The organism is Bradyrhizobium sp. Bra78 (assembly GCF_024519855.1).
Taxonomy (GTDB): Bacteria; Pseudomonadota; Alphaproteobacteria; order Rhizobiales; family Xanthobacteraceae; genus Bradyrhizobium; species Bradyrhizobium japonicum_G.
In genome coordinates, this window is the sequence record NZ_JALJRE010000002.1 from 430,234 (window position 1) to 452,968 (window position 22,735).

Annotated in this window: 26 protein-coding genes; 20 read left to right on the plus strand and 6 right to left on the minus strand. The window is 64.5% G+C overall.

Annotated features, from left to right (window positions below):
• The first annotated feature begins 171 nt into the window (after window positions 1-171).
• From OC450_RS05955 to OC450_RS05980, 6 genes are all read left to right on the plus strand, one after another.
• Entirely contained in the window at window positions 172-1,131 is a 960-nt protein-coding gene (locus OC450_RS05955; protein ID WP_211386726.1) for an N-carbamoyl-D-amino-acid hydrolase, read from the plus strand.
• A 948-nt stretch (window positions 1,132-2,079) separates the two neighbouring features.
• Window positions 2,080-2,700, plus strand: a complete 621-nt coding sequence (locus tag OC450_RS05960) for a TetR/AcrR family transcriptional regulator (RefSeq protein WP_211382443.1) — start codon at window positions 2,080-2,082, stop codon at window positions 2,698-2,700.
• A 49-nt stretch (window positions 2,701-2,749) separates the two neighbouring features.
• The gene (locus OC450_RS05965) at window positions 2,750-3,943 is read left to right on the plus strand and encodes an MFS transporter (RefSeq protein WP_262047453.1); all 1,194 of its coding nucleotides are present in this window, start codon (window positions 2,750-2,752) and stop codon (window positions 3,941-3,943) included.
• Between the two features lie 128 nt (window positions 3,944-4,071).
• Window positions 4,072-4,491 (plus strand): DUF4118 domain-containing protein, encoded by a 420-nt coding sequence (locus tag OC450_RS05970; protein ID WP_211382445.1) that lies wholly within the window; start codon window positions 4,072-4,074, stop codon window positions 4,489-4,491.
• A gap of 138 nt (window positions 4,492-4,629) precedes the next feature.
• A complete protein-coding gene (locus OC450_RS05975) occupies window positions 4,630-4,839 on the plus strand; it encodes a hypothetical protein (protein WP_211382446.1) in 210 nt (69 codons plus the stop codon).
• Window positions 4,840-4,896: 57 nt separating this feature from the next.
• A complete protein-coding gene (locus tag OC450_RS05980; protein ID WP_211382447.1) occupies window positions 4,897-5,163 on the plus strand; it encodes a hypothetical protein in 267 nt (88 codons plus the stop codon).
• Window positions 5,164-5,174: 11 nt separating this feature from the next.
• Here the strand turns inward: OC450_RS05980 and OC450_RS05985 are convergent, their stop codons facing one another.
• Window positions 5,175-6,152 carry a LysR family transcriptional regulator gene (locus OC450_RS05985; protein WP_262047454.1) on the minus strand — a complete coding sequence of 326 codons (978 nt, stop codon included), beginning with the start codon at window positions 6,150-6,152 and terminating at the stop codon, window positions 5,175-5,177.
• A gap of 120 nt (window positions 6,153-6,272) precedes the next feature.
• Here OC450_RS05985 and OC450_RS05990 point away from each other — a divergent pair, with 120 nt between their 5' ends.
• The 10 genes from OC450_RS05990 (at window position 6,273) to OC450_RS06035 (ending at window position 17,539) form a co-directional block, all read left to right on the plus strand.
• Window positions 6,273-7,310, plus strand: coding sequence for a class 1 fructose-bisphosphatase (locus OC450_RS05990; RefSeq protein WP_262047455.1), 1,038 nt, complete (start codon window positions 6,273-6,275; stop codon window positions 7,308-7,310).
• Between the two features lie 12 nt (window positions 7,311-7,322).
• The gene (locus OC450_RS05995) at window positions 7,323-8,198 is read left to right on the plus strand and encodes a phosphoribulokinase (RefSeq protein ID WP_211382450.1); all 876 of its coding nucleotides are present in this window, start codon (window positions 7,323-7,325) and stop codon (window positions 8,196-8,198) included.
• Window positions 8,199-8,214: 16 nt separating this feature from the next.
• Window positions 8,215-10,233 carry a transketolase gene (gene tkt, locus OC450_RS06000; protein ID WP_211382451.1) on the plus strand — a complete coding sequence of 673 codons (2,019 nt, stop codon included), beginning with the start codon at window positions 8,215-8,217 and terminating at the stop codon, window positions 10,231-10,233.
• A 12-nt stretch (window positions 10,234-10,245) separates the two neighbouring features.
• Window positions 10,246-11,331: a class II fructose-bisphosphate aldolase gene (gene fba, locus OC450_RS06005; RefSeq protein ID WP_211382452.1), complete on the plus strand. Its 1,086-nt coding sequence runs from the start codon at window positions 10,246-10,248 to the stop codon at window positions 11,329-11,331.
• A gap of 41 nt (window positions 11,332-11,372) precedes the next feature.
• Complete coding sequence (locus tag OC450_RS06010) at window positions 11,373-12,833, plus strand: form I ribulose bisphosphate carboxylase large subunit (RefSeq protein WP_211382453.1); 1,461 nt, start codon at window positions 11,373-11,375, stop codon at window positions 12,831-12,833.
• Between the two features lie 11 nt (window positions 12,834-12,844).
• Window positions 12,845-13,252, plus strand: coding sequence for a ribulose bisphosphate carboxylase small subunit (locus OC450_RS06015; protein ID WP_211382454.1), 408 nt, complete (start codon window positions 12,845-12,847; stop codon window positions 13,250-13,252).
• A 98-nt stretch (window positions 13,253-13,350) separates the two neighbouring features.
• Window positions 13,351-14,283: a CbbX protein gene (gene cbbX / locus OC450_RS06020; protein ID WP_211382455.1), complete on the plus strand. Its 933-nt coding sequence runs from the start codon at window positions 13,351-13,353 to the stop codon at window positions 14,281-14,283.
• A complete protein-coding gene (gene rpe, locus OC450_RS06025; RefSeq protein ID WP_262047456.1) occupies window positions 14,280-15,017 on the plus strand; it encodes a ribulose-phosphate 3-epimerase in 738 nt (245 codons plus the stop codon). The genes cbbX and rpe overlap by 4 nt, the downstream gene beginning before the upstream one ends.
• Before the next feature lie 264 nt (window positions 15,018-15,281).
• Window positions 15,282-17,138: a putative bifunctional diguanylate cyclase/phosphodiesterase gene (locus tag OC450_RS06030; protein ID WP_211382457.1), complete on the plus strand. Its 1,857-nt coding sequence runs from the start codon at window positions 15,282-15,284 to the stop codon at window positions 17,136-17,138.
• Window positions 17,139-17,326: 188 nt separating this feature from the next.
• On the plus strand, window positions 17,327-17,539 hold the full coding sequence (locus OC450_RS06035) for a hypothetical protein (RefSeq protein WP_211382458.1): 213 nt from the start codon (window positions 17,327-17,329) through the stop codon (window positions 17,537-17,539).
• A gap of 19 nt (window positions 17,540-17,558) precedes the next feature.
• On the opposite strand, the gene OC450_RS06040 is transcribed toward OC450_RS06035, so the two are convergent.
• Window positions 17,559-18,395 carry a universal stress protein gene (locus OC450_RS06040; RefSeq protein ID WP_211382459.1) on the minus strand — a complete coding sequence of 279 codons (837 nt, stop codon included), beginning with the start codon at window positions 18,393-18,395 and terminating at the stop codon, window positions 17,559-17,561.
• A gap of 209 nt (window positions 18,396-18,604) precedes the next feature.
• On the opposite strand from OC450_RS06040, the gene OC450_RS06045 reads away from it, so the two are divergent.
• Entirely contained in the window at window positions 18,605-20,152 is a 1,548-nt protein-coding gene (locus OC450_RS06045) for a Do family serine endopeptidase (protein ID WP_262047457.1), read from the plus strand.
• Between the two features lie 269 nt (window positions 20,153-20,421).
• The gene (locus OC450_RS06050; protein ID WP_249128923.1) at window positions 20,422-20,784 is read left to right on the plus strand and encodes a hypothetical protein; all 363 of its coding nucleotides are present in this window, start codon (window positions 20,422-20,424) and stop codon (window positions 20,782-20,784) included.
• A gap of 5 nt (window positions 20,785-20,789) precedes the next feature.
• On the opposite strand, the gene OC450_RS06055 is transcribed toward OC450_RS06050, so the two are convergent.
• Window positions 20,790-21,089, minus strand: coding sequence for a DUF6496 domain-containing protein (locus tag OC450_RS06055; protein WP_262047458.1), 300 nt, complete (start codon window positions 21,087-21,089; stop codon window positions 20,790-20,792).
• Between the two features lie 89 nt (window positions 21,090-21,178).
• The gene (locus OC450_RS06060) at window positions 21,179-21,373 is read right to left on the minus strand and encodes a DUF3072 domain-containing protein (RefSeq protein ID WP_211382463.1); all 195 of its coding nucleotides are present in this window, start codon (window positions 21,371-21,373) and stop codon (window positions 21,179-21,181) included.
• 115 nt (window positions 21,374-21,488) lie between these two features.
• Here OC450_RS06060 and OC450_RS06065 point away from each other — a divergent pair, with 115 nt between their 5' ends.
• Both OC450_RS06065 and OC450_RS06070 read left to right on the plus strand, forming a co-directional pair.
• Window positions 21,489-21,710, plus strand: a complete 222-nt coding sequence (locus OC450_RS06065) for a hypothetical protein (protein WP_211382464.1) — start codon at window positions 21,489-21,491, stop codon at window positions 21,708-21,710.
• 18 nt (window positions 21,711-21,728) lie between these two features.
• Window positions 21,729-21,911, plus strand: coding sequence for a hypothetical protein (locus OC450_RS06070; RefSeq protein ID WP_211382465.1), 183 nt, complete (start codon window positions 21,729-21,731; stop codon window positions 21,909-21,911).
• Window positions 21,912-22,045: 134 nt separating this feature from the next.
• On the opposite strand, the gene OC450_RS06075 is transcribed toward OC450_RS06070, so the two are convergent.
• On the minus strand, window positions 22,046-22,282 hold the full coding sequence (locus OC450_RS06075) for a hypothetical protein (protein WP_211382466.1): 237 nt from the start codon (window positions 22,280-22,282) through the stop codon (window positions 22,046-22,048).
• A gap of 95 nt (window positions 22,283-22,377) precedes the next feature.
• A complete protein-coding gene (locus tag OC450_RS06080; protein WP_262047459.1) occupies window positions 22,378-22,635 on the minus strand; it encodes a hypothetical protein in 258 nt (85 codons plus the stop codon).
• Between the last annotated feature and the right edge of the window lie 100 nt (window positions 22,636-22,735).

The window sequence follows — 22,735 nt, forward strand, 5'->3', positions numbered from 1 at the left end:
TTCCGCGCGATGTGTATGCGTTAAATCACAAGCCATAGTCGGCGCTTCCCCCGTGACGGTAGGGCTGCCTCTCGGTTGGGCACCCTGCCGGACACCGAGGCTGTGCGCGCGGCGCGTCGCGCGATAGGCTCTGCCGCGACGTGATCCGGGAAGCGGACGAAGGAAAGATTCGTGGCGAGATTTGTGAATGTCGCGGCCGGCCAGCTTGGCCCGGTCGCGAGGACCGAGACGAGGACCGAAGTCGTGGCGCGGCTGATGGCCCTGATGCGCCAGGCGAGGGCCAATGGCTGCGACCTGATCGTCTATCCCGAGCTCGCGCTGACCACCTTCTTTCCGCGCTGGTATTTCGACGATCAGGCGGAGATCGACAGCTTTTTCGAGCGCGAGATGCCGGGGCCGGAGACTCAGGCGCTGTTCGATCTCGCTCGCGAGATCGGCATCGGATTTTATCTAGGCTATGCCGAGCTGACGATCGAGGCTGGAATTGTCAGGCGCTACAACACCTCCATCCTGGTCGACCAGAGCGGCACGATCGTCGCCAGGTATCGCAAGGTCCATTTGCCCGGCCACGCAGAACACGAGCCGTGGCGCGAATTCCAGCATCTGGAAAAGCGCTATTTCGAGCCGGGTAGCGGTTTCGGCGTGACCGAGGTGTTCGGTGGCGTGATGGGGATGGCGATCTGCAACGACCGCCGCTGGAGCGAGACCTACCGGGTGATGGGCCTGCAGGGCGTCGAGATGGTGATGATCGGCTACAACACGCCGGTGCACAATCCGCCTGCGCCTGAGCATGACGATCTCTCGCTGTTCCACAATCATCTGGTGATGCAGTCCGGCGCCTACCAGAACGGCACTTTTGTGGTCGGCGTCGCCAAGGCCGGCGTCGAGGAGGGCGTGGACCATATCGGTGGAAGCTGCATCATCGCGCCCTCCGGCGAGATCGTCGCGAGATGCACGACCAAGGGCGACGAGATCGCGCTGGCGCGCTGCGATCTCGACCTCTGCAATTCCTACAAGCGCACCACCTTCAATTTCGACGTCCACCGCCAGCCGCGGGCCTACGCGATGATCGTCGAGCGGAAGGGCGTGACCCTCATGGCCGATGGGACGCCGGTGCGGCCGAAGGGATGATTTGGCCTCGTGTGTCGCGGCGTCGTCAATCCCAATACTCAAAAAGATTCCACTTTACCGAAATTCGGAAATGGCGTATGTGTCGCCCAACCCGGCTCATCCTTGAGGGGCGATCTTGTGGTCGTCATGTTCGCGAGCCGGGCTTGCGGTGGACGCGGCAGCGTCGGGCGCGAGGTCAAGGGCAGGGCGGATTGCTCTCCGTGAGCCCAAAACTTCGTGCTGGACGAGCGGCGCTGTCAGGTTCGTCTCGCCTGTAAGTTTCCGGCTCCGTCGACAGGGCTGGGAAAACTGCGGCGAAATGGCGAACCGCGCGTACGGCAAAACCGTGTGGTCATGACCGTCGTTGCTACGGTCAAGCTCTTGCGGATGCGGCAGTCGCGTCAACCGGCGCGGTGCCGGCGACTTTCGCGAAGGCGAGGGAGGCCAGAACGAACTCGGCTCCCGGGAGAGCGCGGCATAAGCCGTCCAACCACTGCGCAGGGAAGGCCGAGTGATTGGCTACACCTGTATGCTGCTGTGCGGTTTTCTCTGCGTGTGCTTTTCGCGCAGCGGACCGCGGGTGCCAGCCGGCACCCGGACTTCCCTGCGCCCTCTTGGCTTGGAGAGGATGGAGAAACGGAGCAAAGCTCGGGCGAATTGCGTCGCGAGGATGCGAAGGCGTGCCTGCAAGTCGAAATGTGTGTTGGAGGATAAGAGCGACGTGGAGAAAACGCGCGCTGACGCGCCTCGCGTGCCCCCGGACGCAGCGCAGCGCCCTTCAGCGGTGCGCTACAGATCCGGGGCCCATGTTTCCGAGACCCAGTTCATGTGGCATGGGTCCCGGCTCTGCGCAGCAATGCCAACGCCAAAGCGTTGCTGCGCGTCCGGGACACGGCGCCGGTACTCTTAATGTCTACCATCACGACCAGGTCTCTGGATTAGGAAACAATCATTCCCTATTATGCCGCAATGCAGAAAGCCGCACGACCATCCCAGCCTGTCGCCCATTCACCCGGCCGTCCCCGGGAATTCGACATGGACACGGCTCTGGACGGAGCGGTGCGGGTGTTTTGCGAGCGCGGCTATCATGCCACGTCGATCGGCGACTTGACCGCTGCGATGCGGCTGGCCACCGGCAGCGTCTACAAGGCGTTTCGCGATAAGCATGCGGTGTTTCTCGCCGCATTCGAGCGCTACGCCGCTCTGCGCGGGGAGCAGACCCGCGCCGCCGCGGCACGCGGCGAAAACGGTCGTGAGCGGCTGCGCAACGTCTTGCTGTCCTATGTCGAGCATTCCCAGGGTCTCGAGGGGCGGCGTGGCTGCATCGTGGTTGGCAGCGCGGTCGAGCTCTCAGCGGTCGATCCCGTGATCCGCGCGCGCGTCACCGCGCAACTCATGACCAACGAAAAGTTCATCGCCGGCCTCATTCGCGAGGGTCAGGCTGACGGCTCGATTCCGGCCCATGTCGAGGCCGATGACACCGCGCGGCTGATGATCTGCATGACACAGGGCCTGCGCGTCGTCGGCAAGGCGCGCCTGCCGCTCGATGGCGAGCGGCTGGCCGGCGTCGCCATGAAACTACTCGCCTGAATCCTTGACAAATTAGGGAACGTTCGTTCCCGATATCTGGAGTCCGTAAATGACGATGAATGCCACCATCGAGACCGCGCCCGGGCCGGATGTGGTGTCGCAGCGCCTGACTTTCGTGCTTGCTGCGGCTTGTGGCATGATCGCCGCCAACATCTATTATGCCCAGCCGCTGATCGCCCCGATCAGCGCCGCGCTCGGCCTGTCGCATGCAGCAGCCGGGCTGATCGTCACCATGACCCAGATCGGCTACGGCACCGGGCTCCTCCTGATAGTGCCGCTCGGCGATCTCGTCGAGAACCGCATCCTGATCTGCTCCGTCATTACGCTCGGCGCCGCGGCGTTGCTCGCCGCCGCCTTCGCCACCCATGCGCTGCCGTTCCTGATCGCGGCGCTGTTCATCGGGCTCGGCTCGGTCGCGGTGCAGATCATCATTCCTTATGCGGCGCATCTGGCGCCGGAAGCCATCCGCGGCCGTGTCGTCGGCAACGTCTCGACCGGCCTGATGCTCGGCATCATGCTGGCGCGCCCGGTGTCGAGCTTCATCACCGCGGCCCTGTCGTGGCATGCGGTGTTCTTCTGCTCGGCGGCGCTGATGATCGTGCTCGCAGCCGTGCTCTGGATGACGTTGCCGGAGCGCAGGCCGGTCGCGCGCATGCATTATGGCACGCTGCTGCTGTCGATGCCGCATCTGGTGCGGACCACGCCGCTGCTGCGGCGCCGCGCGCTCTACCAGGCGAGCCTGTTCGGCGCTTTCACCCTGTTCTGGACCGTGGCGCCACTCCAGCTCGCCAGCGCGTTCGGCTTCTCCCAGAGCGGCATCGCGCTGTTCGCCCTCGCCGGCGTCGCAGGCGTGTTCGCGGCGCCGATCGCGGGACGGCTCGCCGACCGCGGCCATAGCCGCGTGGCAACCCTGGTTGCGATGCTGCTCGCAGCCGCGGGCTTTCTCGTGACCTTTATCGGGGCTGCCGGCTCGATGCTGAACCTCACCTGCCTGGTCGTGGCTGCGATTGCCATCGATATCGGGGTCCAGGGCAACGTTGTGCTCGGCTTCCGCGCCATCTTCGCGCTCGGGCACGAACACCGCAGCCGCCTCAACGGCCTCTATATGGCGACGTTCTTCGCGGCCGGCGCCGCCGGCTCCGCGGTCGGCGCCTGGGCCTTCGCGGAAGGCGGCTGGACACTGGCATCGGCCATTGGCCTCGCCTTGCCCGTCGCGGGCCTGCTCTATGCGGCCACCGAGTAGCGGTAAAGTTGTGCGATGCAGCCCGTTTACCAAACGCTCAGGCATGCGTTTTCCACCTCGCGGTTTGGGCGCCACTGTAGTACTTTGGTCGCAAGCGGGCCTGGTTAACGGGCGGCAGGGGGAGGCTGATGAAGCGTGCGGGGCTGTTTGGCGTGCCGCGGGTACGGCCATGGTCGTGGCAGGCGTTTCTGCTGGGATTCGTCGTTGTCGCAATGTCGGCGGTGCTTCAGGGCATCTGCGTAGCGCTCGGCGCAAAACTCTATTTCGCGGCCTTCCTGCCCAGCCTGTTCGTGCTCGGACTTGTCGCGGGTGTGCCGGCGGCGGCATTCGCCGCGGTGCTGACCATTCCGCTGGTGTGGTGGGCGTTCATTCCGCCCTTCTTCGAGTTTACCCCGCTATCCAGCGCGAATGCGGATTCCATCAACCTGTTCTGCCTGCTCGCCGTGCTCCTGATCGGCCTTGCCGATCTCTGCCGGGAGACAATGGCGATCATCAGCCGCGGCGGGCTGAAGCGTACGGGCGAGAGCGCGGCAACAAATTCGCAATAAATCGGCATCGCGCGGCCACGCGCGTTGCGCGCGCGCAACAGTCCGGCAACCATGCGCGCGCTTGCCGCGCGCCGCTAACTTTTCGAAAAAGATTTGGCCGCAATTTCTCCCGCGGGAATGACGAGGGAGTTTTCGGACATGAACGGCCAAATAACCGGTCACGCCATCTTGGAGAACGTGCGCCGCTATCGCGGTATCGCATCGCTCTATCGCCAGACCGCTGCGTTCCGCCCGGGCCAGAGCTGGTCGCTGCTGGAGCAGGCGAGGGATTGGGAAGCGCGGGCGCTGACGGAGCTCGAAATCTATTTCGCGAGCCGCGTGGACCAGGCCGCTGTGCTGGCGGCCTGATCGTTAACCGTCGCGGCAAGGAGATCGGCGACAAGCCGCGCGAACGAGCTGCGAGGGATGTCCGACGACGCGAACGAATCGCCGAAACAGATGATGCCGGGCGCGGCCTCCCACATCGGCGTGAACTGGCTCCGGTCGGGACCAGAACCCGTGGCGACTACGGAGTTGCCCCGGCGCCTGCGTATGATAGCAAGTCGCCCGGGCCTGCTTCACGTCGGCCGGGGGCGAGCGATGACCACCTTCAACCGCATCTTCACGACCGAGCGCTTGCTTCAGATCATCGTCATTCTCGCGGCGACGATTGCAATGAAGCTGATGGGCTGAACGTCGGCGGGCTATCGCTCGCCGAACTCGGGTACATCGGGCAGATAATTCGAGCCCTCCGATCCCAGGAAATCGAACATCGCCTGCGCCGGCGGCAGCAGCACCTTGTCGCTGCGGCGAATCACGTACCATTGCCGAACGATCGGCAGGCCCGCGACGTCGAGCACGATCAGGCGGCCCTCGGCAAGCTCGTGCGCCACGGTGTGGGCCGAGATGAAGGCGATGCCGAGCCCCGCGATGACCGCCTGCTTGATGGTCTCGTTGCTGCTCATCTCCATGCCGATGACCGGCTCGAGGTCCGACTTCTGAAACATGCCTTCCATGAGCGTGCGCGTGCCCGACCCCGGCTCGCGGGTGAGGAAGGTCTCGTGCACGAGGTCGGTCAGGCTGAGGCCGGAATCCTTCGCCAGCCAGTGCCCCTTGCGCGCGACGATGATGTGCGGATTGCGCCCGAGTTGACGGACGTCGACGCTGACGTCGGCCGGTGGCCGACCCATCACCGCGAAATCGAGGTCGTAGCCGTGCATGGCCTCGCGGATCTCCTCGCGATTGCCGATGGTGAGCTTGATCTCGATCTTCGGATGCCGCTTCGAGAACGCCGCGATCGCGTGCGGCACGAAATACTTCGCGGTCGAGACTGCGCCGAGCTGCACGGTGCCGCCGGTCCTTCCCGCAAGCAGGTCGAGCGCGCCCTGGCAGTCCATGATCGCAGCTTCGACGCGCCCGGCGAGCGCAAGAACCTCCTTGCCGGCCTCAGTCAGCAGCATGCCGTCGCCGGTCCGCTGTACCAGCGGCAGGCCGGCGAGGTCCTGAAGCTGACGGAGCTGCTGGGTGACGGCCGGCTGGGTCAGGCCGAGCTGGCTCGAGGCCGCCGTCACGCTGCCCTTGGCCGAAAGCGCCGCGAGCGAGCGAAGCTGCCGGATCGTCAGATGCCGGAGCTGGGCCGCTGCATGGCCATGACCATTATAAGAAATTTCTTTGGCACCCATTATAATTAGAAATTTTCCTTATTAAGTCGGCGCTGTCAATCTTCATTGTGTTGGGACCAACCGCACCGACCTCCGCCGGGGAGGGAACTGGATGCGGCGCCAGCAAAGGGATGGACGCAGATGACCGGGCAACCCAGGCTGGACGATCACCTCCAACGGTACTCGGAGACCGCGCCCCACGCGCTGGCGGTGGCAGCTGCGGTCGACGCCATCGCGGCGGCGGCCATCGAGATCGCCGACCTTATCGGCACCGGAGATCTCGCGGACGCCTCGGGCCTGACGACGGGTCGCAACAGCGACGGCGACGTCCAGCGGGATCTCGACGTGCAGGCCGATGCGATCCTGCGCCGTTGCCTCGGCATGCTGCCGATCGCAGCACTGGCGTCGGAGGAGATGCGTGAGCCGCAGATCGGCGACCGCGAAGGCCGCATCTGCGTCGCGATCGATCCGCTCGACGGCTCCTCCAACATCGACATCAACATGACGGTAGGCACGATCTTCTCGATCCTGCCCGCGCCCGATGACCTGTCGCTGGCCTTCCACCAGCGCGGCACCGCGCAGCTCGCGGCGGGCTTCGTCACCTACGGCCCGCAGACCTCGCTGGTGCTGACGCTCGGCGAGGGCGTCGACATCTTCACGCTCGATCGTAAGGCCGGCTGCTTCCGCCTCGCACGCAGCGGCGTGCAGATTGCCGAGGCCTGCGCGGAGTTCGCGATCAACGCGTCGAACCGCCGGCACTGGGAGCCGCCGGTGCGCGCCTTCGTCGACGAGTGCCTCGCGGGCGTCGAAGGGCCTGCAAACCACGATTTCAACATGCGCTGGGTCGGCTCGCTAGTCGCCGAGGCCTATCGCATCCTCACCCGCGGCGGGATCTTCCTCTATCCCTCGGACGCGCGCCCCGGCTATGGCGACGGCCGCCTGCGGCTTACTTACGAGGCGCATCCGATGGCGATGATCATCGAGCAGGCCGGCGGCTCCGCAACGACGGGGCGCGAGCGAATCCTCGACCTCGCAGCGCAAAACCTGCACCAGCGCGTGCCCCTGATCATGGGATCGAGCAAGGAGGTGCGGCGGCTCGAAGAGCTGCATTGCGACCCGCTGCTGGTGGCCAGCGGCTCATCGCCGCTGTTCGCGCGGCGCGGATTCTTCCGCATCTGAGCGAGGCGACGCATGTCCAGGAAGTATCCCATCATTTCGATCACCGGCTCCTCGGGCGCCGGAACCACGTCGGTCAAGAAGACCTTCGAACAGATATTTTTCCGCGAGAAGGTCAACGCCGCCTACATCGAAGGCGACGCGTTCCACCGCTATGACCGCACCGAGATGCGCACGCAGATGGCCAGGGAAGCCGAGCGCGGCAACAGGCATTTCAGCCATTTCAGTCCCGAGACCAATCTGTTCGAGGAGCTGGAGCGGGCGTTCCGCGACTATGGCGAAACCGGCACCGCGACGACCCGGCACTACGTCCACGACGCCGAGGAATCCGCGCTGCACGGCGCGGCGCCAGGCACCTTCACCGAATGGGAACGGTTGCCGGAGAACTCGGACCTTCTGTTCTACGAGGGGCTGCACGGCGCCGTCGTCACCGACAAGGTGAACGTCGCGCGCTATGCCGACCTCAAGATCGGCGTGGTGCCCGTCATCAATCTCGAATGGATCCAGAAGCTGCATCGCGACCGCAGCGCGCGGGGCTATTCGACCGAGGCCGTCACCGACACCGTCCTGCGGCGGATGCCGGATTACATCCACTACATCTGCCCTCAATTCTCCGAGACCGACATCAACTTCCAGCGGGTCCCGACGGTGGACACCTCCAATCCGTTCATCGCGCGCTGGATTCCGACGCCGGACGAATCGATGGTCGTGATCCGCTTCAAGAATCCGCGCGGCATCGACTTCCCCTATCTGCTCTCGATGCTGCCGCAAAGCTGGATGTCCCGCGCGAACTCGATCGTGTGTCCGGGCGCGAAGCTCGATCTTGCGATGCAGCTGATCCTGACGCCGCTGATCATGCAGCTGATCGAGCGCAAGCGAAACCTGAAGTGAACAAGGGAAGAATCCGATGAACATCTCGGTTCACGCCGACGCCGACCTCACGGCGGTCGCGCATAGCGATCTCGCCAACGCCGTCCGCTTCCTCGCGGTCGACGCCATCGAGACCTCGCAGTCCGGTCATCCCGGCCTGCCCATGGGCATGGCCGACGTCGCGACGGTGCTGTTCTCGCGCTTCCTGAAATTCGACTCGGCGCATCCCAATTGGCCCGACCGCGATCGCTTCGTGCTGTCGGCGGGGCACGGCTCGATGCTGCTTTACGCGCTGCTGCATCTGACCGGCGGCGACGTCAGCCTCGGCGACATCAAGGCGTTCCGGCAATGGGGATCGAAGACGCCGGGCCACCCCGAATACGGCCACACGCCGGGCGTCGAGACCACGACCGGGCCGCTGGGGCAGGGCATCGCGACGGCTGTCGGCATGGCGATGGCCGAGCGGATGGGCAATGCGCGTCATGGCGACGGTCTCGTCGATCATTTCACCTACGTGATCGCCGGCGACGGCTGCCTGATGGAGGGCATCAGCCAGGAGGCGATCTCGCTTGCCGGACATCTTCAACTCGGCCGTCTGATCGTGCTGTTCGACGACAATGGCATCTCGATCGACGGGCCGACCTCGCTGGCAACCTCCGACGACCAGCTCGCGCGTTTCGCCGCTTCCGGCTGGTCGGTGCGCAGCATCGACGGACACGATCCCGAAGCCATCGCAAAGGCGATCGCAGAGGAGCGCGAGACCGCAAAGCCGTCGCTGATCGCCTGCCGCACCATCATCGGCTATGGCGCGCCGGACCGGCAAGGCACCGAGAAGGCGCACGGCGCCCCGCTTGGTACCGAGCAGACGGCAGCCGCGCGCCGGACGCTCGGCTGGGACTATCAGCCCTTCGTGGTTCCTGTCCCGATCATGAAGGCGTGGCGGATGATCGGACAACGCGGGCAAGTCGAGCGCCTCGCCTGGCTCGACCGCTACGAATGCGCGACGCCCGAGCAGCGCGACCTGTTCGTCGAAGGCAAGGCCGTTGCCCTGCCGGCTGCCTATGCGCTGGCCGCGGCGAAATTGCGCGAACGCTTTGCGTCCGAGCGTCCGAAGCTCGCGACGCGGCAAGCTTCGCAACAGGTGCTCGACGGCATCGCCGGGACCATTTCTGGCCTCGTTGGCGGGTCGGCCGATCTGACGCATTCGAACCTGACCCATGCCAAGACGCAGACTCCTGTGAGTCGCGACGCGTTCGCCGGCAATTACATCCATTACGGCATCCGCGAGCACGGCATGGCGGCCGCGATGAACGGCCTGGCACTCCATGGCGGCTTCATTCCCTATGGCGGCACGTTCCTCGCGTTCTCCGACTACAGTCGGCCGGCGATCCGTCTCGCGGCCTTGATGAGGCTGCGCGTCATCCATGTGATGACGCACGATTCCATCGGCCTCGGCGAGGATGGTCCGACGCACCAGCCGGTCGAGCATCTGGCGGCGCTGCGGGTGATCCCGAACCTCCTGGTGTTCCGCCCCGCCGACGCGGTGGAGACGCTGGAAGCTTGGGACTGCGCGCTCAATTCCGAAGACCGCCCCTCCGTGCTGTGCTTCTCGCGTCAGGCGTTGCCGACCTTCCGCAGCGATGCGCGCGGCAAAAACCGTGTCTCCCGCGGCGCCTATCTCGTCGTCTCGCCGGACGGCGGCCGCGACGTGACGCTGATCGCAACCGGCTCGGAGGTGTCGATCGCGATGGAAGCCGCCCGCCTGCTCGCGACCGAGCACATCCGCGCTGCCGTGGTGTCCGCGCCTTGCTTCGCCCTGTTCGAGGAACAGCCAGACGAATACCGCGCCACCGTGCTCGGCACCGCGCCGCGCGTCGGTGTCGAGGCGGCCGTACAGGGCGATTGGTCGCGCTGGATCGGCGCTGACGGTGAGTTCGTCGGCATGCGCGGCTTCGGCGCTTCGGCGCCGGCACCCGTGCTGTACCGCGAATTCGGCATCACACCGCAAAGCATCGCAGAAGCCGCCCGCCGGGCAATCGCCCGCAAGCGACAATAAGGAGAACCACTCGTGGCACGTATCACCCTCAGGCAACTGCTCGACCACGCAGCCGGCCATGGCTACGCGGTGCCGGCGTTCAACATCAACAACATGGAGCAGGGCATCGCGATCATGCAGGCGGCGGCCGAGGTCGATGCGCCCGTGATCATCCAGGCCTCGCGCGGCGCGCGCAGCTATGCCGGCGATCTCATGCTCTCGCACATGATCGATGCGCTGGAGCGGACCTATCCGGACATTCCGCTCTGCATGCATCAGGACCACGGCAACGACGAGGCGACCTGCGCCTCCGCCATCGCCCACGGCTTCACGTCCGTCATGATGGACGGCTCGCTCAAGGCCGATGCCAAGACGGCAGCCGATTACGACTACAATGTCGCGATCACCCGCCGCGTCGTCGATCTCGCTCATTGGGTCGGCGCTTCCGTCGAAGGCGAGCTTGGCGTACTCGGCTCGCTCGAACACGGCGGCGGGGAGCAGGAGGACGGACATGGCGTCGAAGGCACGGTCAGCCACGACCAGCTTTTGACTGATCCCGACCAGGCGGTCGACTTCGTCCGTGCCACCAAGGTCGATGCGCTCGCCATCGCCATGGGTACCTCGCACGGCGCCTACAAGTTCAGCCGCAAGCCGGATGGCAACATCCTGGCGATGCGGGTGGTCGAGGAGATCCACCGCCGGCTGCCGAACACGCATCTGGTGATGCACGGCTCCTCGTCGGTGCCGCAGCCTCTCCAGGACATGTTCAACCAGTATGGCGGCGAGATGCCTCAGACCTGGGGCGTGCCGGTCGAAGAGATCGTTCGCGGCATCAAGAGTGGTGTGCGCAAGGTCAATATCGACACCGATTGCCGCCTCGCAATGACGGCGGTATTCCGCAAGGTCGCCGCGCAAAGTCGCAGTGAGTTCGACCCGCGCAAGTTCCTCAAGCCCGCGATGGATGCGATGCGCGAGCTCTGCCGCGAGCGTTTCGAGCAGTTCGGCACCGCCGGCCATGCCAGCGAGATCAAGGTCGTCCCGATGAGCGAGATGGCGCGGCGGTACCGCGCCGGCGAGCTCGATCCGCGCGTCGATGCCCGTGAGCCCGTCGCAGCCTGAGCAGATTCAGAGATTAGAAGAGAGAAACGAGGGAGAAAGCCATGAACGCACATACAGGAACCGTCCGCGGCAAGGAGCGCTATCGCTCGGGCGTCATGGAATACGCCCGCATGGGCTATTGGGAGCCCGACTATGTCCCGAAGGACACCGACGTGATCGCACTGTTCCGCGTCACGCCGCAGGAAGGCGTCGACCCGATCGAGGCGTCGGCCGCGGTCGCCGGCGAATCCTCGACCGCGACCTGGACGGTGGTATGGACCGATCGGTTGACGGCTGCGGAAAAATATCGCGCGAAATGCTACCGCGTCGATCCGGTGCCGGGCACGCCGGGCTCGTACTTTGCCTACATCGCCTATGACCTCGACCTGTTCGAGCCGGGCTCGATCGCCAACCTTTCGGCCTCGATCATCGGCAACGTGTTCGGCTTCAAGCCGCTGAAAGCGCTGCGTCTGGAAGACATGCGCTTTCCGGTTGCCTACGTTAAGACCTTCCAGGGACCCGCGACCGGCATCGTGGTCGAGCGCGAGCGGCTTGACAAGTTCGGCCGGCCGCTGCTGGGCGCGACGGTGAAGCCGAAGCTTGGGCTGTCGGGCCGCAACTACGGCCGCGTGGTCTACGAGGCGCTGAAGGGCGGGCTCGATTTCACCAAGGACGACGAGAACATCAACTCGCAGCCCTTCATGCACTGGCGCGACCGCTTCCTCTACTGCATGGAGGCCGTGAACCGGGCACAGGCCGCCTCGGGTGAGGTGAAGGGTACCTACCTGAACGTCACCGCGGGCACGATGGAGGACATGTACGAGCGAGCGGAGTTCGCCAAGGAACTCGGTTCGGTCATCGTCATGATCGACCTCGTCATCGGCTACACCGCGATCCAGTCGATGGCGAAATGGGCACGGCGCAACGACATGATCCTGCATCTGCATCGCGCCGGCCACTCGACCTATACGCGGCAGAAGAGTCATGGCGTGTCGTTCCGCGTCATCGCCAAATGGATGCGGCTCGCCGGCGTCGACCACATCCATGCCGGAACGGTGGTCGGCAAGCTCGAGGGCGATCCCAACACCACGCGCGGCTATTACGACGTCTGCCGTGAGGACTTCAATCCGACGAGGCTCGAGCACGGCCTGTTCTTCGACCAGCCATGGGCCAGTCTCAACAAGATGATGCCGGTCGCATCGGGCGGCATCCATGCCGGCCAGATGCACCAGCTGCTCGACCTGCTCGGTGAGGATGTCGTGTTGCAGTTCGGCGGCGGCACCATTGGACATCCCATGGGGATTGCGGCCGGCGCGATCGCCAATCGCGTGGCGCTGGAAGCGATGATCCTCGCCCGTAACGAGGGCCGCGACTACGTCCACGAGGGTCCGGAGATCCTGGCCAGAGCGGCCGAGACCTGCACGCCGCTGAAGGCGGCGCTCGAAGTCTGGAAGGACGTCACCTTCAACTATCAATCCACCGACACGCCGGACTTCGTTCCGACCGCGCTGGAAACCGTTTGAGGAGATTTGACATGAAGCTGACCCAAGGCTGCTTTTCGTTCCTGCCCGATCTGACAGACGATCAGATCACCAAGCAGGTGCAATATTGCCTGACCAATGGCTGGGCGGTGAACATCGAGTTCACCGACGATCCGCATCCCCGCAACACCTATTGGGAGATGTGGGGCCTGCCGATGTTCGATCTCCAAGACGCCGCCGGCGTGATGATGGAACTCGCCGAATGCCGCAGGGTGTATGGCGACCGCTACATCCGCATCAGCGGCTTCGATTCGAGCCATGGCTGGGAATCGGTGCGGATCTCGTTCCTCGTCAACCGGCCGCCGCAGGAAGCCGAGTTCGACCTCGTGCGGCAGGAAGTCGGCGGGCGCGCGATTCGCTACTCCACGGTGCGCAAGCCAGCCGCGGCAGCGTCGCCATAAGCCATTGCTCTCCGCGTGGAGCACTCCCTGCTCCAGATCCTTGGCGGACAACTGCTCCGCCGCCGCCCCGCGGCGGGGCTTTTTTGTTCGAGGTGCCCATGCTCGACATTGCCCGTGCCACGCCCGCTGAAGGCGGTGAGACTACGTTCGATCTCCGCAAGGAAGCCGAAGCGGCGGGGATCACCGAGACGTTGCAACAGCTCGAGCGGGAGTTGATCGGCCTTCGGCCGGTCAAAGACCGCGTGCGCCAGATCGCATCGCTCCTGCTGATCGAGCGCATCAGGCAGCGTGCGGGTCTCGCCTCGGCGCCGCCCACACTGCACATGTCGTTCACCGGCAACCCCGGCACCGGCAAGACGACCGTCGCGCTGCGCATGGCGAAGATCCTGCACGGCCTCGGCTTCGTGCGGCGCGGGCAGGTCATCTCGGTGACGCGCGACGATCTCGTCGGGCAATATATCGGCCACACGGCGCCGAAAACGAAAGAGATATTGAAGAAGGCAATGGGCGGCGTGCTGTTCATCGACGAGGCCTACTATCTGCACCGGCCCGACAACGAGCGCGACTACGGCCAGGAGGCGATCGAAATCCTGCTCCAGGTGATGGAGAACCAGCGGGAGGACCTCGTTGTGATCCTCGCCGGCTATGGCGAGCGCATGACCAGCTTCTTCGCCTCCAATCCCGGCTTCCGCTCGCGCATCGCCCACCACATCGACTTTCCGGATTATGCGGAAGCCGAACTTCTCGTCATCGCCGAGCTGATGCTGAAGGAACGGGGCTATCGCTTCTCGGCGGCGGCGCGCGAGGCCTTCGAGAAGTATATCGCGCTACGCCGGACCCAGCCGTTCTTCTCCAACGCGCGCTCGATCCGCAACGCCGTCGACCGCATTCGCCTGCGGCAGGCCGATCGGCTGGTGTCGGATCTCGACCGCATGCTCGATGTCGCCGACCTCGAAACGATCGATCCCATGGACGTCCTGGCGAGCCGCGTCTTCAGCGGCGGAGCCGATGTGAGGAGTGCAAAGCCATGACCGCAGAGATCATCATCGCTCCCTCGATCCTGGCGGCAGACTTCGCGCGCCTTGGTGAGGAGGTCGCGGCGATCGACGCGGCCGGCGCCGACTGGATCCATTGCGACGTGATGGACGGCCATTTCGTGCCGAACATCAGTTATGGTGCCGACGTTATCAAGGCGATCCGACCGCTGACGAAGCGGGTCTTCGACGTGCATCTCATGATCGCGCCGACCGATCCCTATCTGGAGGCGTTCGCAAAGGCGGGCGCCGATGTCATCACCGTCCATGCCGAAGCTGGGCCGCATCTCGACCGCTCGCTCCAGGCGATCCGCGCGCTTGGCAAGAAGGCCGGTGTCAGCCTGTGCCCGGCAACGCCGGAAGCCGCGATCGAATACGTGCTTGATCGTCTCGATCTGGTGCTGGTGATGACGGTCAACCCCGGCTTCGGTGGTCAGTCCTTCCTCGACTCCCAGGTCGAGAAGATCAGGCGCATTCGCAGCATGATCGGCGACAGGCCGATCAGGCTCGAGGTCGATGGCGGCATTACGCGCGACAATGCCGCTGCCGTGGCCGCGGCGGGTGCCGATACGCTCGTGGCGGGTTCGGCCGTCTTTCGCGGCAAGAGCGCTGCCGACTATGCCGCCAATATCGCAGCGATTCGCGTCGCTGCCGAGTCAGGCCGGGTTGTGAAGTTCCAGGATAATTCCGCACGGGCGATGCGGACCGCAGAGAGTGCGCTCATCCGGTAGACTACGGGTGGGACGCGAGCCGCTGCGCTGTGGTGGCGGTTGTCCCACGGCGGGCCAGTTTTCTCCGGGGTTCCACGGAGGATGCCGCACAAAACGATGAGCCGTTTCAGGGCGGGGTAACCACGCGCGTCAGACGAAAGTTCGATTAACGACCGCGCAATGCTATGTGTCTCAATCTGCGATTAAGGAACGCTGAGAGAGCGCGGGAATGCGGATCGAGGACATCTGCAGGCATGAGGCCTGCACACGGCGCGGAGCGACGGCATGAGCATGCATCGCTTGTTCGCCGAACAGATTCGCTGCGCCACCGACGCGGCCGGACAGGTCGATCTCGTCAAGCTGGGCGAGCTCGTCAGTGCGGCCTACGAGGCAGGCGACCGCGACCGCCAGCGTATGACGGATATGCGCGCGCACACGCACGATGAGGTCGAGCAAGACCTGCTGCGAACCCAGGAGTTCCTCGACACCATCGTCGAGAACATACCGATTGCCGTGTTCGCCAAATGCGCGAAGGATTCCCGCTACATTTTGCTCAATCGCGCCGGCGAGGACTATTATGGCCTGCCGCGCGAGCAGATGCTGGGCAGGACGCCCGAGGAGATCTTCCCGGCCGACGTCGCCCGCGTGGTCAACGAGCAGGATCGTCGCGTCGTCGCCAGCGGCATGCCGATGTTTCTCGAGGAGCACCTGCTTGAAGTTGGCGTGAAAGGCCACGACCGGGTCGTCAATTCGCGCAAGATGCTGATCACCGATGATGCCGGCGATCCGCAATATCTGGTCGGTGTGATCGAGGACGTCACCGAGCGCGTCGCGACCCAGGAACGCATAAGACATCTCGCCCATCATGACGTGCTGACCGACCTGCCGAACCGCAGCGCCTTCAACGCAGTGTTGGACGAACGGCTGGAGCGGGCGCTGGAAGCGGCGACCAGTTTTGCAGTGCTCAGCCTCGATCTCGACCGCTTCAAGGAAGTCAACGACGTGTTCGGTCATCCCGTCGGCGACATGCTGATGCGGGCCGCGGCCGATCGCCTTGCCGCGGAGGCTGACGGCGCCTTTATCGCCCGCATCGGCGGCGACGAATTCATGATCCTGATGCCCGACGACGTCCGCCGGGAGAACGTTCTGGCGCTCGCCGAACGCCTGGTCGAAACGATAGGCAAGGAGCTAGAGGTCGACGACTATCTCTCCCATGTGGGCCTTAGCGTCGGCATCGCGTTCTATCCAGATGACGGCGTGGATGCCGCCACATTGCTCGCCAATGCCGATTCCGCGCTTTATCGTGCCAAGCGCGAGGGCAGGGGCACGGTCCGCTTCTTCGAACCCGAGATGGACCAGGAACTGCGCGACCGCAGGCTGCTGCAACACGATCTGAGGCAGGCGCTGGAGCTGAACCAATTCCTGGTCTACTTCCAGCCGCAGGCGCGGATTGATGGCGAAGTCATCGGCTTCGAGGCGCTGCTGCGCTGGAACCATCCGACGCGGGGCTTCGTGCCGCCCGACGAGTTCATTCCGCTCGCCGAGGAGAACGGGCTGATTATCCAGATCGGCGAGTGGGTCCTTGGCGAAGCGTGCCGCGAGGCGGCGTCCTGGCCGCGGCCGTTGCAGGTGGCGGTCAATCTGTCGCCGGTCCAGTTCCTGGCCGGCGACCTCGAACGCGCGATCCACCGGATCCTGCTGGAGACCGGACTTGCGCCGACCCGACTCGAGGTCGAGATCACCGAGGGCGTGCTGATCGGCGACTTCACCCGCGCGCTCAATCTGCTGCGGCGGCTGAAGGCGCTCGGCATCCGCATTGCGATGGACGATTTCGGCACCGGCTATTCCTCGCTGTCCTATCTGCAGTCGTTTCCGTTCGACAAGATCAAGATCGATCGCAGCTTCATCTCCAATCTCGAGACGACGCCGCAATCAGCCGAGATCGTCCGCGCGGTCCTGAGCCTCGCGCACGCCTTGAATATCCCGGTCGTCGCCGAGGGGGTGGAAACCGAGGCGCAGCGCGCCTTCCTGGCGCGCGAGGCCTGCGAGGAGATGCAAGGCTATCTCGTCGGCCGGCCCGACCTGATCGAGCGGTATCTCGATCTGATTGGCGTGGCCGTGGAGCAGCGCCTTTACGCCTAGACCCCAAGTTTTCCAAACCGGCGGGTTCCACGTGCAAACTTGCGCGTTTGGAACTAAAATATGTGCGCGCATTTCTCAAAAGTTAACTGCGATCAGTCGCGCTGTGCACGCAGCAAATGTTTTGCACAACTGCCATCGCCCTGACGCAAATAAGGGCAATAAGCCCTGTGAATGCGAGGGAGGGTCTCATGGAGAACGTACGTCGCTACCGGGCGCTAGCGTCACTCTGCCGCCAGCAGGCGGCCTACCGGCCGCTCCAGACTTGGGAGTTGCTGGGCCAAGCCGAGCATTTCGAGCATCTCGCCGAAGTCGAGCTCAAGGCGCATTTCGACGCGTGCAATGCGAAAGGCGAGGATGACGCCGTCGCCGCCGCCGCGTGGGAGGAGCCCGTCGCGGCGTGAGAGCATCCGGGCGGCTTCGCTAATGCGACATCAGCGTCGGCACCGTCATGGCTTCCAGCATGGCGCGGGTGACGCCGCCGAGAACGCGCTCGTGCAATCGTGAATGGCCGTAGCCGCCCATCACCAGGAGATCGAGGCTCTCGTCGGCCGCCAGCGACAGGATGGTCGGCTGAATCTCGGAGCGGGTCGCCGACAGGCCGACCGTGCGGGTCGACAATCCGCGCCGGCCGAGATGTCTTGTCAGATTGCGCGCCGAGACGTCGTCGGAAACGGCGTCTGCCTCGTTGATCGTGATGATCACGATCTCCTCGGCGCGGGCCAGGAACGGGGCGGCATCGCGCATCGCGCGGGCGGCGAGGCGGCTGCCGTCCCAGCAGATGCCGATCCGGTTCGCCCTGAATGCTCCACGGAAGTTATACGGCAGGAAGAGCACAGGGCCGCCCGCCTGGAACAGGATCTCGCTCGGTATGTCGTTGTCGAACGAGCCTTGCGCTGGATCGGGCTGCAGCACGATGCTGAGATCGTGTAGCCGCGCCATCCCGCCGAGCGAGCCGGCTGCATCCGCCGGGATCGCGCCGAGCGGGTGGCATGTAAAGGAAAGACCGGCGTTCGCCGCTTCGCTCTTGAACACTGTCAGCGCCGCCTCGGCCCGCTCCACCGCGCGCTCACGTTCCATCTCGAACACGGCTGCCACTGCGGCGCCGCCTTCCATCACGTAGGCCGCGCTGGTTGCGACATAACCGACGGCGACCGCGTCGATGTGGGCGTTGAGGTGCGCGGCCAGCGAAATCGATCCGTCGATCACGGGGCGCATAGGACGTTCGGTCGGGACGTGAACGAGAATGTCTTTGTACATGGCGCGCCTCCTATGGACATCATCCGTTGGCCGCAGTCTTTCACTGCGCAGGGGGGCCGTGTTGAGCTGCATCAAACGTGCAACCGCGATTTGGGCCGCGGCGCTGGCCGCATCAACTTTGCCAAGATTTAATCGCGTGGACGGGACGCTGTAAGGTGGTCACCGCCATGTTGGGTACAAGGCGACTCACCCTACATGGACATTTCGACATGAACGATCGCGTCAATTCCGAAACCCCCACGTTTCGCAAGATCCTGAGGCCGCGCGGGCTTGCGCTGCTCGGCACCGTCGCCGCGCTTGGCGTGGCCGTGCTGGCGACCGCTCCCGGCTCTTCGCCGTTCAGCGTGAGCTCCTTCATCGCACCCGCTCAGGCCGCGGAGGCCGCCGCGACACCTCCGGGCTTCGGCGATCTCGTCAGCAAGGTCAAACCGGCCGTCATCTCGGTGCGGGTCAGAATCGACCAGGACAACGACAAGAGCGCGATGCTGCAACAGAACCGGATGGATTCGGACGAGGACTCGCCGTTCGACCAGTTCTCGCGGCAATTCGGCTTCCGCGGTCCGGGCGGCATGAACGGCATGCCGCGCCAGCGCCACCAGGTGATCACGGGCGAAGGCTCCGGCTTCTTCATCTCGGCCGACGGCTATGCCGTGACCAACAACCACGTCGTCGATCACGCCGAGTCCGTACAGGTGACCATGGACGACGGCACGATCTACACCGCGAAGGTGGTCGGTACCGATCCGAAGACCGATCTCGCTCTGATCAAGGTCGATGGCAATAAGGATTTTCCGTTCGTCAAATTCTCCGACCAGAAGCCGCGCATCGGTGACTGGGTGGTGGCGGTAGGCAATCCCTTCGGCCTCGGCGGCACCGTGACGGCCGGCATCGTTTCGGCCAGCGGCCGCGATATCGGCAACGGGCCTTATGACGATTTCATCCAGATCGATGCGCCGATCAACAAGGGCAATTCCGGCGGCCCGGCCTTTGACATGAACGGTAATGTGATCGGCGTGAACACCGCGATCTTCTCGCCCTCCGGCGGCTCGGTCGGCATCGGCTTCGACATTCCGGCCTCGACCGCAAAGCTCGTGATCGCACAGCTGAAGGACAAGGGCGCGGTTACCCGCGGCTGGCTCGGGGTGCAGGTGCAACCGGTGACGTCGGATATCGCCGACAGCCTCGGCCTCAAGGAGGCGCGCGGCGCGATCGTCGACAACCCGCAGGACGGCAGCCCGGCGGCGAAGGCGGGCATCGAGGCCGGCGATGTCATCACCGCGGTGAACGGTACCGCGATCAAGGACTCCCGCGATCTCGCCCGCACCATCGCCGGCCTGGTGCCGGGCACGTCCGTGAAGCTCGATGTCCTCCACAACGGCGGAAGCAAGACGGTGACGCTCGCGCTCGGCGAGTTGCCGAACGATCGGCAGGCCCAGGGAAGCGGCAAGGCCGATGACGGCAAGACGCAGCCAGGCGCCGGCACGCCGCGCCTCGGGCTCAGTCTGGCTCCGGCCGGCGACGTGCAGGGCGCCGGTCAGAAAGGCGTGGTCGTCACCGAAGTCGATCCGGAAGGGCCGGCCGCGCAGCGCGGCATCCAGACCGGCGACGTCATCCTCAATGTCGGCGGCAAGGCCGTCGCCAATATCGGTGATGTCCGCTCGGAGCTGGCGCAGGCGAAATCATCCGGCAAGCGCAGCGTGCTGCTGCAGGTGAGGAGCGCGGAGGCGACCCGGTTCGTCGCGGTGCCGCTCGCGTAAGTCGAATTTCGATCGGCGCAAATCAAAAAGGCGGCCCTCGGGCCGCCTTTCTCTCGTTCGCCTTCAGGATGACCGGGCGCCCGCAGATAACATTCTCGTTAACGGCAGCGATGATGACCCGGTTCGTCCGAAAAAGCCGTGTTCGCACACCACAGTTTCGAGATGGTGCAAGGACTCGGCGGCAACGAAGCCGCCGAGCGGTTGCAAAGCGTGGAACCTCCCGCCGCCTCGTGGAGCCGGCCGGTGGTTCGCATTTGATCGGTGCCGACATGGATCGATTGAAGGTCTCGCTGAGGAGTGCGCTGCTCGTGGCGCCGTTCGTGCTGTGGGGCGGAAACGCGCTCGGGCGTGACGACGGCCGCTACGCGGACTCACCCCTCAAGCCGTGGTTCGACAGCCTGCGCAGCCATCTCGGTCCGTGCTGCTCGGACGCGGATGGATTTGCCGTCGCCGATCCCGACTGGGAATCGCACAACGGGCACTATCGCGTGCGGCTCGACGGCGAGTGGGTGGAGGTACCGGACGAAGCCGTGATCACCGAGCCGAACCGGGCCGGCCGCACAATGGTGTGGCCGGTGAAAACCGCGTTCGGCATTGCGATCCGCTGCTTCATGCCTGGCAGCATGATCTGACAGAGTCAGCGCGACCGTTTGGAGGATTTGCGCTTCGGCTTCGAAGTATTCTTCGAAGTCTTATTGGATGTCTTCTTGGCAGTTTTCCTGGCAGTCTTCTGCTTCGAGGCCTTCTTCGGGGCCTTCTTGCCTTTCTTGCGCGCCTTCGACAGTCCGATCGCGATCGCCTGCTTGCGGTTCTTCACGCGTCCGCCACGACCGCCGGGCCCGCTCTTTGCGGTGCCCTTCTTGTAGCGTCGCATCTCGCTTTCGACATCGCTGCCGGAGCTACGTGAGTAGCGGCGTTTCTTTGCCTTGCGCGCCATGCATTGTTCTCCCTTTGGCCGAGGAGAACCATCCGGGAATGGCATGGTTCCGAAACCGGGCAGGCAGCGTTCCGGATGCGCGATGCAGCCTAGAAGGAATTCGCCAATTCGATCTCGGCTTCCAGCACCTGGATGCGCCGTGCCGCCTCGCCGAAGGACAGACCCCGCGCATATTGCGCGGGTTGATACGCCTCCTCGCTCAGCCGTTTCAGCCTGAGGCCCTGCGCCCTGGTCATCTGCTCGGCGAGGAAAGCCCTGGCGTCGTATTTACCCTGAACCTGCATGTCGCGTCTCCGTCCTGAAATCGTGGCTTGACTATATGTTCTTATTTTGTTCTAACAAGCCATGGACAACAGAATTAATGAAATTCGACGCAAAATTAGCGCCTTGAGGCTAGAGATGGCCGATGTCGAGGCGTCCGTGCGCGAGCTGGTCGACCGCGATCGCGACTGCGCAGAGAAGGCCTCGGCGCAGATGGATCTGCGCCGGAAAATCAACCTGCTGATTGGCGAATGGAAGGCTGCAGGTGGCGGCGATGTCCTGCCGAATGTCCGCGACAGGGTACGCGTTCGTTCCGCGAAGACATCAGGCAACCCCCTGCGCGTGATCGCGCGCCGCTGAGAATTTTGGGAGCGCGCGGTGGAGGAAGACCCGGACGCCTACCGGATTCTGAAATTACGCGCCGAAATTCTCGAACTGGGCTCCGCGATCCGGCAGTTGCGGCGCGAGGCGCTCGACGATGCTGCGGCCCAATTGTTGATCGCGCGCAAGCGGGCCAGGCTCGAACACCTCGTCAAGGCATGTTCTTCGGACGCTCCCTGACATCCGACGCAGCAAAAGCGTGCGCGCGCTCGATTCGCGTGGCGATCATCGATGTCGGATGCCGACAGGAACGCCGTGCTTCACGGTGACAAGAAAGCCCCGCCGTGGCGGGGCCTTCTCGGTTGCGAATCCACTTATTTCGAGCTGCTCGGCGTGTTCACACTGCCGGCCTGATTGGTGCCCGGGCCGACATTGCCTTGGCTCGAGGGATTGGCAGCACCGCTGGATTTCGTGTTGGCGCCCGTGGTCTGCGACGACGATGACATCGAGGATCCATGTTTCGCCTTGTGCGATTTGGCCTGCACTGCGAACGGCGCCGCGGCGAGGCCGGTTGCCAACATCATTGCGAGGGCGAGCTTGGTCGACTTCATGCGCGGGAACTCCCTGAGTTAAATTGACGCAGGCAGCCAACCGCCATTCGGCGCGGGAGTTCCGGACAAAGAGAATTTCGCCCCTCACGCGTGCTTCAAGATTGCTTGTCCTCTACGAGGATGAATACGGCGCCGGTGAGCGTCGCGCCGATCGCGAACGTCGTCACCAGGGTGAGGGCGAACACTACGACGGCCTGGGTTCCGCCATGACTCAGCAGGTTGGCGACGGCCGGATTGGAGAGAATGAGCGCGAGGCCGAAAACAAGGCCGAGCGCTGCCCCCATCAGCGCATGTGTCATCAGCTTGATGAGCCCGGTGGGAGAGATCAGGTCCGACGACTTTTTCGCGCGCATGGGAACTGCATCCCGATCTGGCATACGAACGCAGACGATATCCGCTGGTTCCATCCGGATGGAGGACCGGATGGAGGAATTGTCATTGCCCGCTTCATCC

Excerpts from the sequence above, each read along its gene's own strand:
- tkt (WP_211382451.1), top strand. The coding sequence starts at position 8,215 with ATGAACATCTCGGTTCACGCCGACGCCGACCTCACGGCGGTCGCGCAT.
- OC450_RS06045 (WP_262047457.1), top strand. The coding sequence starts at position 18,605 with ATGAACGATCGCGTCAATTCCGAAACCCCCACGTTTCGCAAGATCCTG.
- OC450_RS06065 (WP_211382464.1), top strand. The coding sequence starts at position 21,489 with ATGGCCGATGTCGAGGCGTCCGTGCGCGAGCTGGTCGACCGCGATCGC.
- OC450_RS05985 (WP_262047454.1), bottom strand. The coding sequence starts at position 6,152 with ATGGGTGCCAAAGAAATTTCTTATAATGGTCATGGCCATGCAGCGGCC.
- OC450_RS06030 (WP_211382457.1), top strand. The coding sequence starts at position 15,282 with ATGAGCATGCATCGCTTGTTCGCCGAACAGATTCGCTGCGCCACCGAC.
- OC450_RS06080 (WP_262047459.1), bottom strand. The coding sequence starts at position 22,635 with ATGCGCGCGAAAAAGTCGTCGGACCTGATCTCTCCCACCGGGCTCATC.
- OC450_RS05965 (WP_262047453.1), top strand. The coding sequence starts at position 2,750 with ATGACGATGAATGCCACCATCGAGACCGCGCCCGGGCCGGATGTGGTG.
- rpe (WP_262047456.1), top strand. The coding sequence starts at position 14,280 with ATGACCGCAGAGATCATCATCGCTCCCTCGATCCTGGCGGCAGACTTC.
- OC450_RS06035 (WP_211382458.1), top strand. The coding sequence starts at position 17,327 with ATGGAGAACGTACGTCGCTACCGGGCGCTAGCGTCACTCTGCCGCCAG.
- OC450_RS05995 (WP_211382450.1), top strand. The coding sequence starts at position 7,323 with ATGTCCAGGAAGTATCCCATCATTTCGATCACCGGCTCCTCGGGCGCC.
- OC450_RS05975 (WP_211382446.1), top strand. The coding sequence starts at position 4,630 with ATGAACGGCCAAATAACCGGTCACGCCATCTTGGAGAACGTGCGCCGC.
- OC450_RS05960 (WP_211382443.1), top strand. The coding sequence starts at position 2,080 with ATGCAGAAAGCCGCACGACCATCCCAGCCTGTCGCCCATTCACCCGGC.
- OC450_RS06050 (WP_249128923.1), top strand. The coding sequence starts at position 20,422 with ATGGATCGATTGAAGGTCTCGCTGAGGAGTGCGCTGCTCGTGGCGCCG.
- OC450_RS06060 (WP_211382463.1), bottom strand. The coding sequence starts at position 21,373 with ATGCAGGTTCAGGGTAAATACGACGCCAGGGCTTTCCTCGCCGAGCAG.
- OC450_RS06010 (WP_211382453.1), top strand. The coding sequence starts at position 11,373 with ATGAACGCACATACAGGAACCGTCCGCGGCAAGGAGCGCTATCGCTCG.
- OC450_RS05990 (WP_262047455.1), top strand. The coding sequence starts at position 6,273 with ATGACCGGGCAACCCAGGCTGGACGATCACCTCCAACGGTACTCGGAG.
- OC450_RS06015 (WP_211382454.1), top strand. The coding sequence starts at position 12,845 with ATGAAGCTGACCCAAGGCTGCTTTTCGTTCCTGCCCGATCTGACAGAC.
- OC450_RS06055 (WP_262047458.1), bottom strand. The coding sequence starts at position 21,089 with ATGGCGCGCAAGGCAAAGAAACGCCGCTACTCACGTAGCTCCGGCAGC.
- OC450_RS05980 (WP_211382447.1), top strand. The coding sequence starts at position 4,897 with ATGTCCGACGACGCGAACGAATCGCCGAAACAGATGATGCCGGGCGCG.
- OC450_RS06040 (WP_211382459.1), bottom strand. The coding sequence starts at position 18,395 with ATGTACAAAGACATTCTCGTTCACGTCCCGACCGAACGTCCTATGCGC.
- cbbX (WP_211382455.1), top strand. The coding sequence starts at position 13,351 with ATGCTCGACATTGCCCGTGCCACGCCCGCTGAAGGCGGTGAGACTACG.
- OC450_RS05970 (WP_211382445.1), top strand. The coding sequence starts at position 4,072 with ATGAAGCGTGCGGGGCTGTTTGGCGTGCCGCGGGTACGGCCATGGTCG.
- OC450_RS06075 (WP_211382466.1), bottom strand. The coding sequence starts at position 22,282 with ATGAAGTCGACCAAGCTCGCCCTCGCAATGATGTTGGCAACCGGCCTC.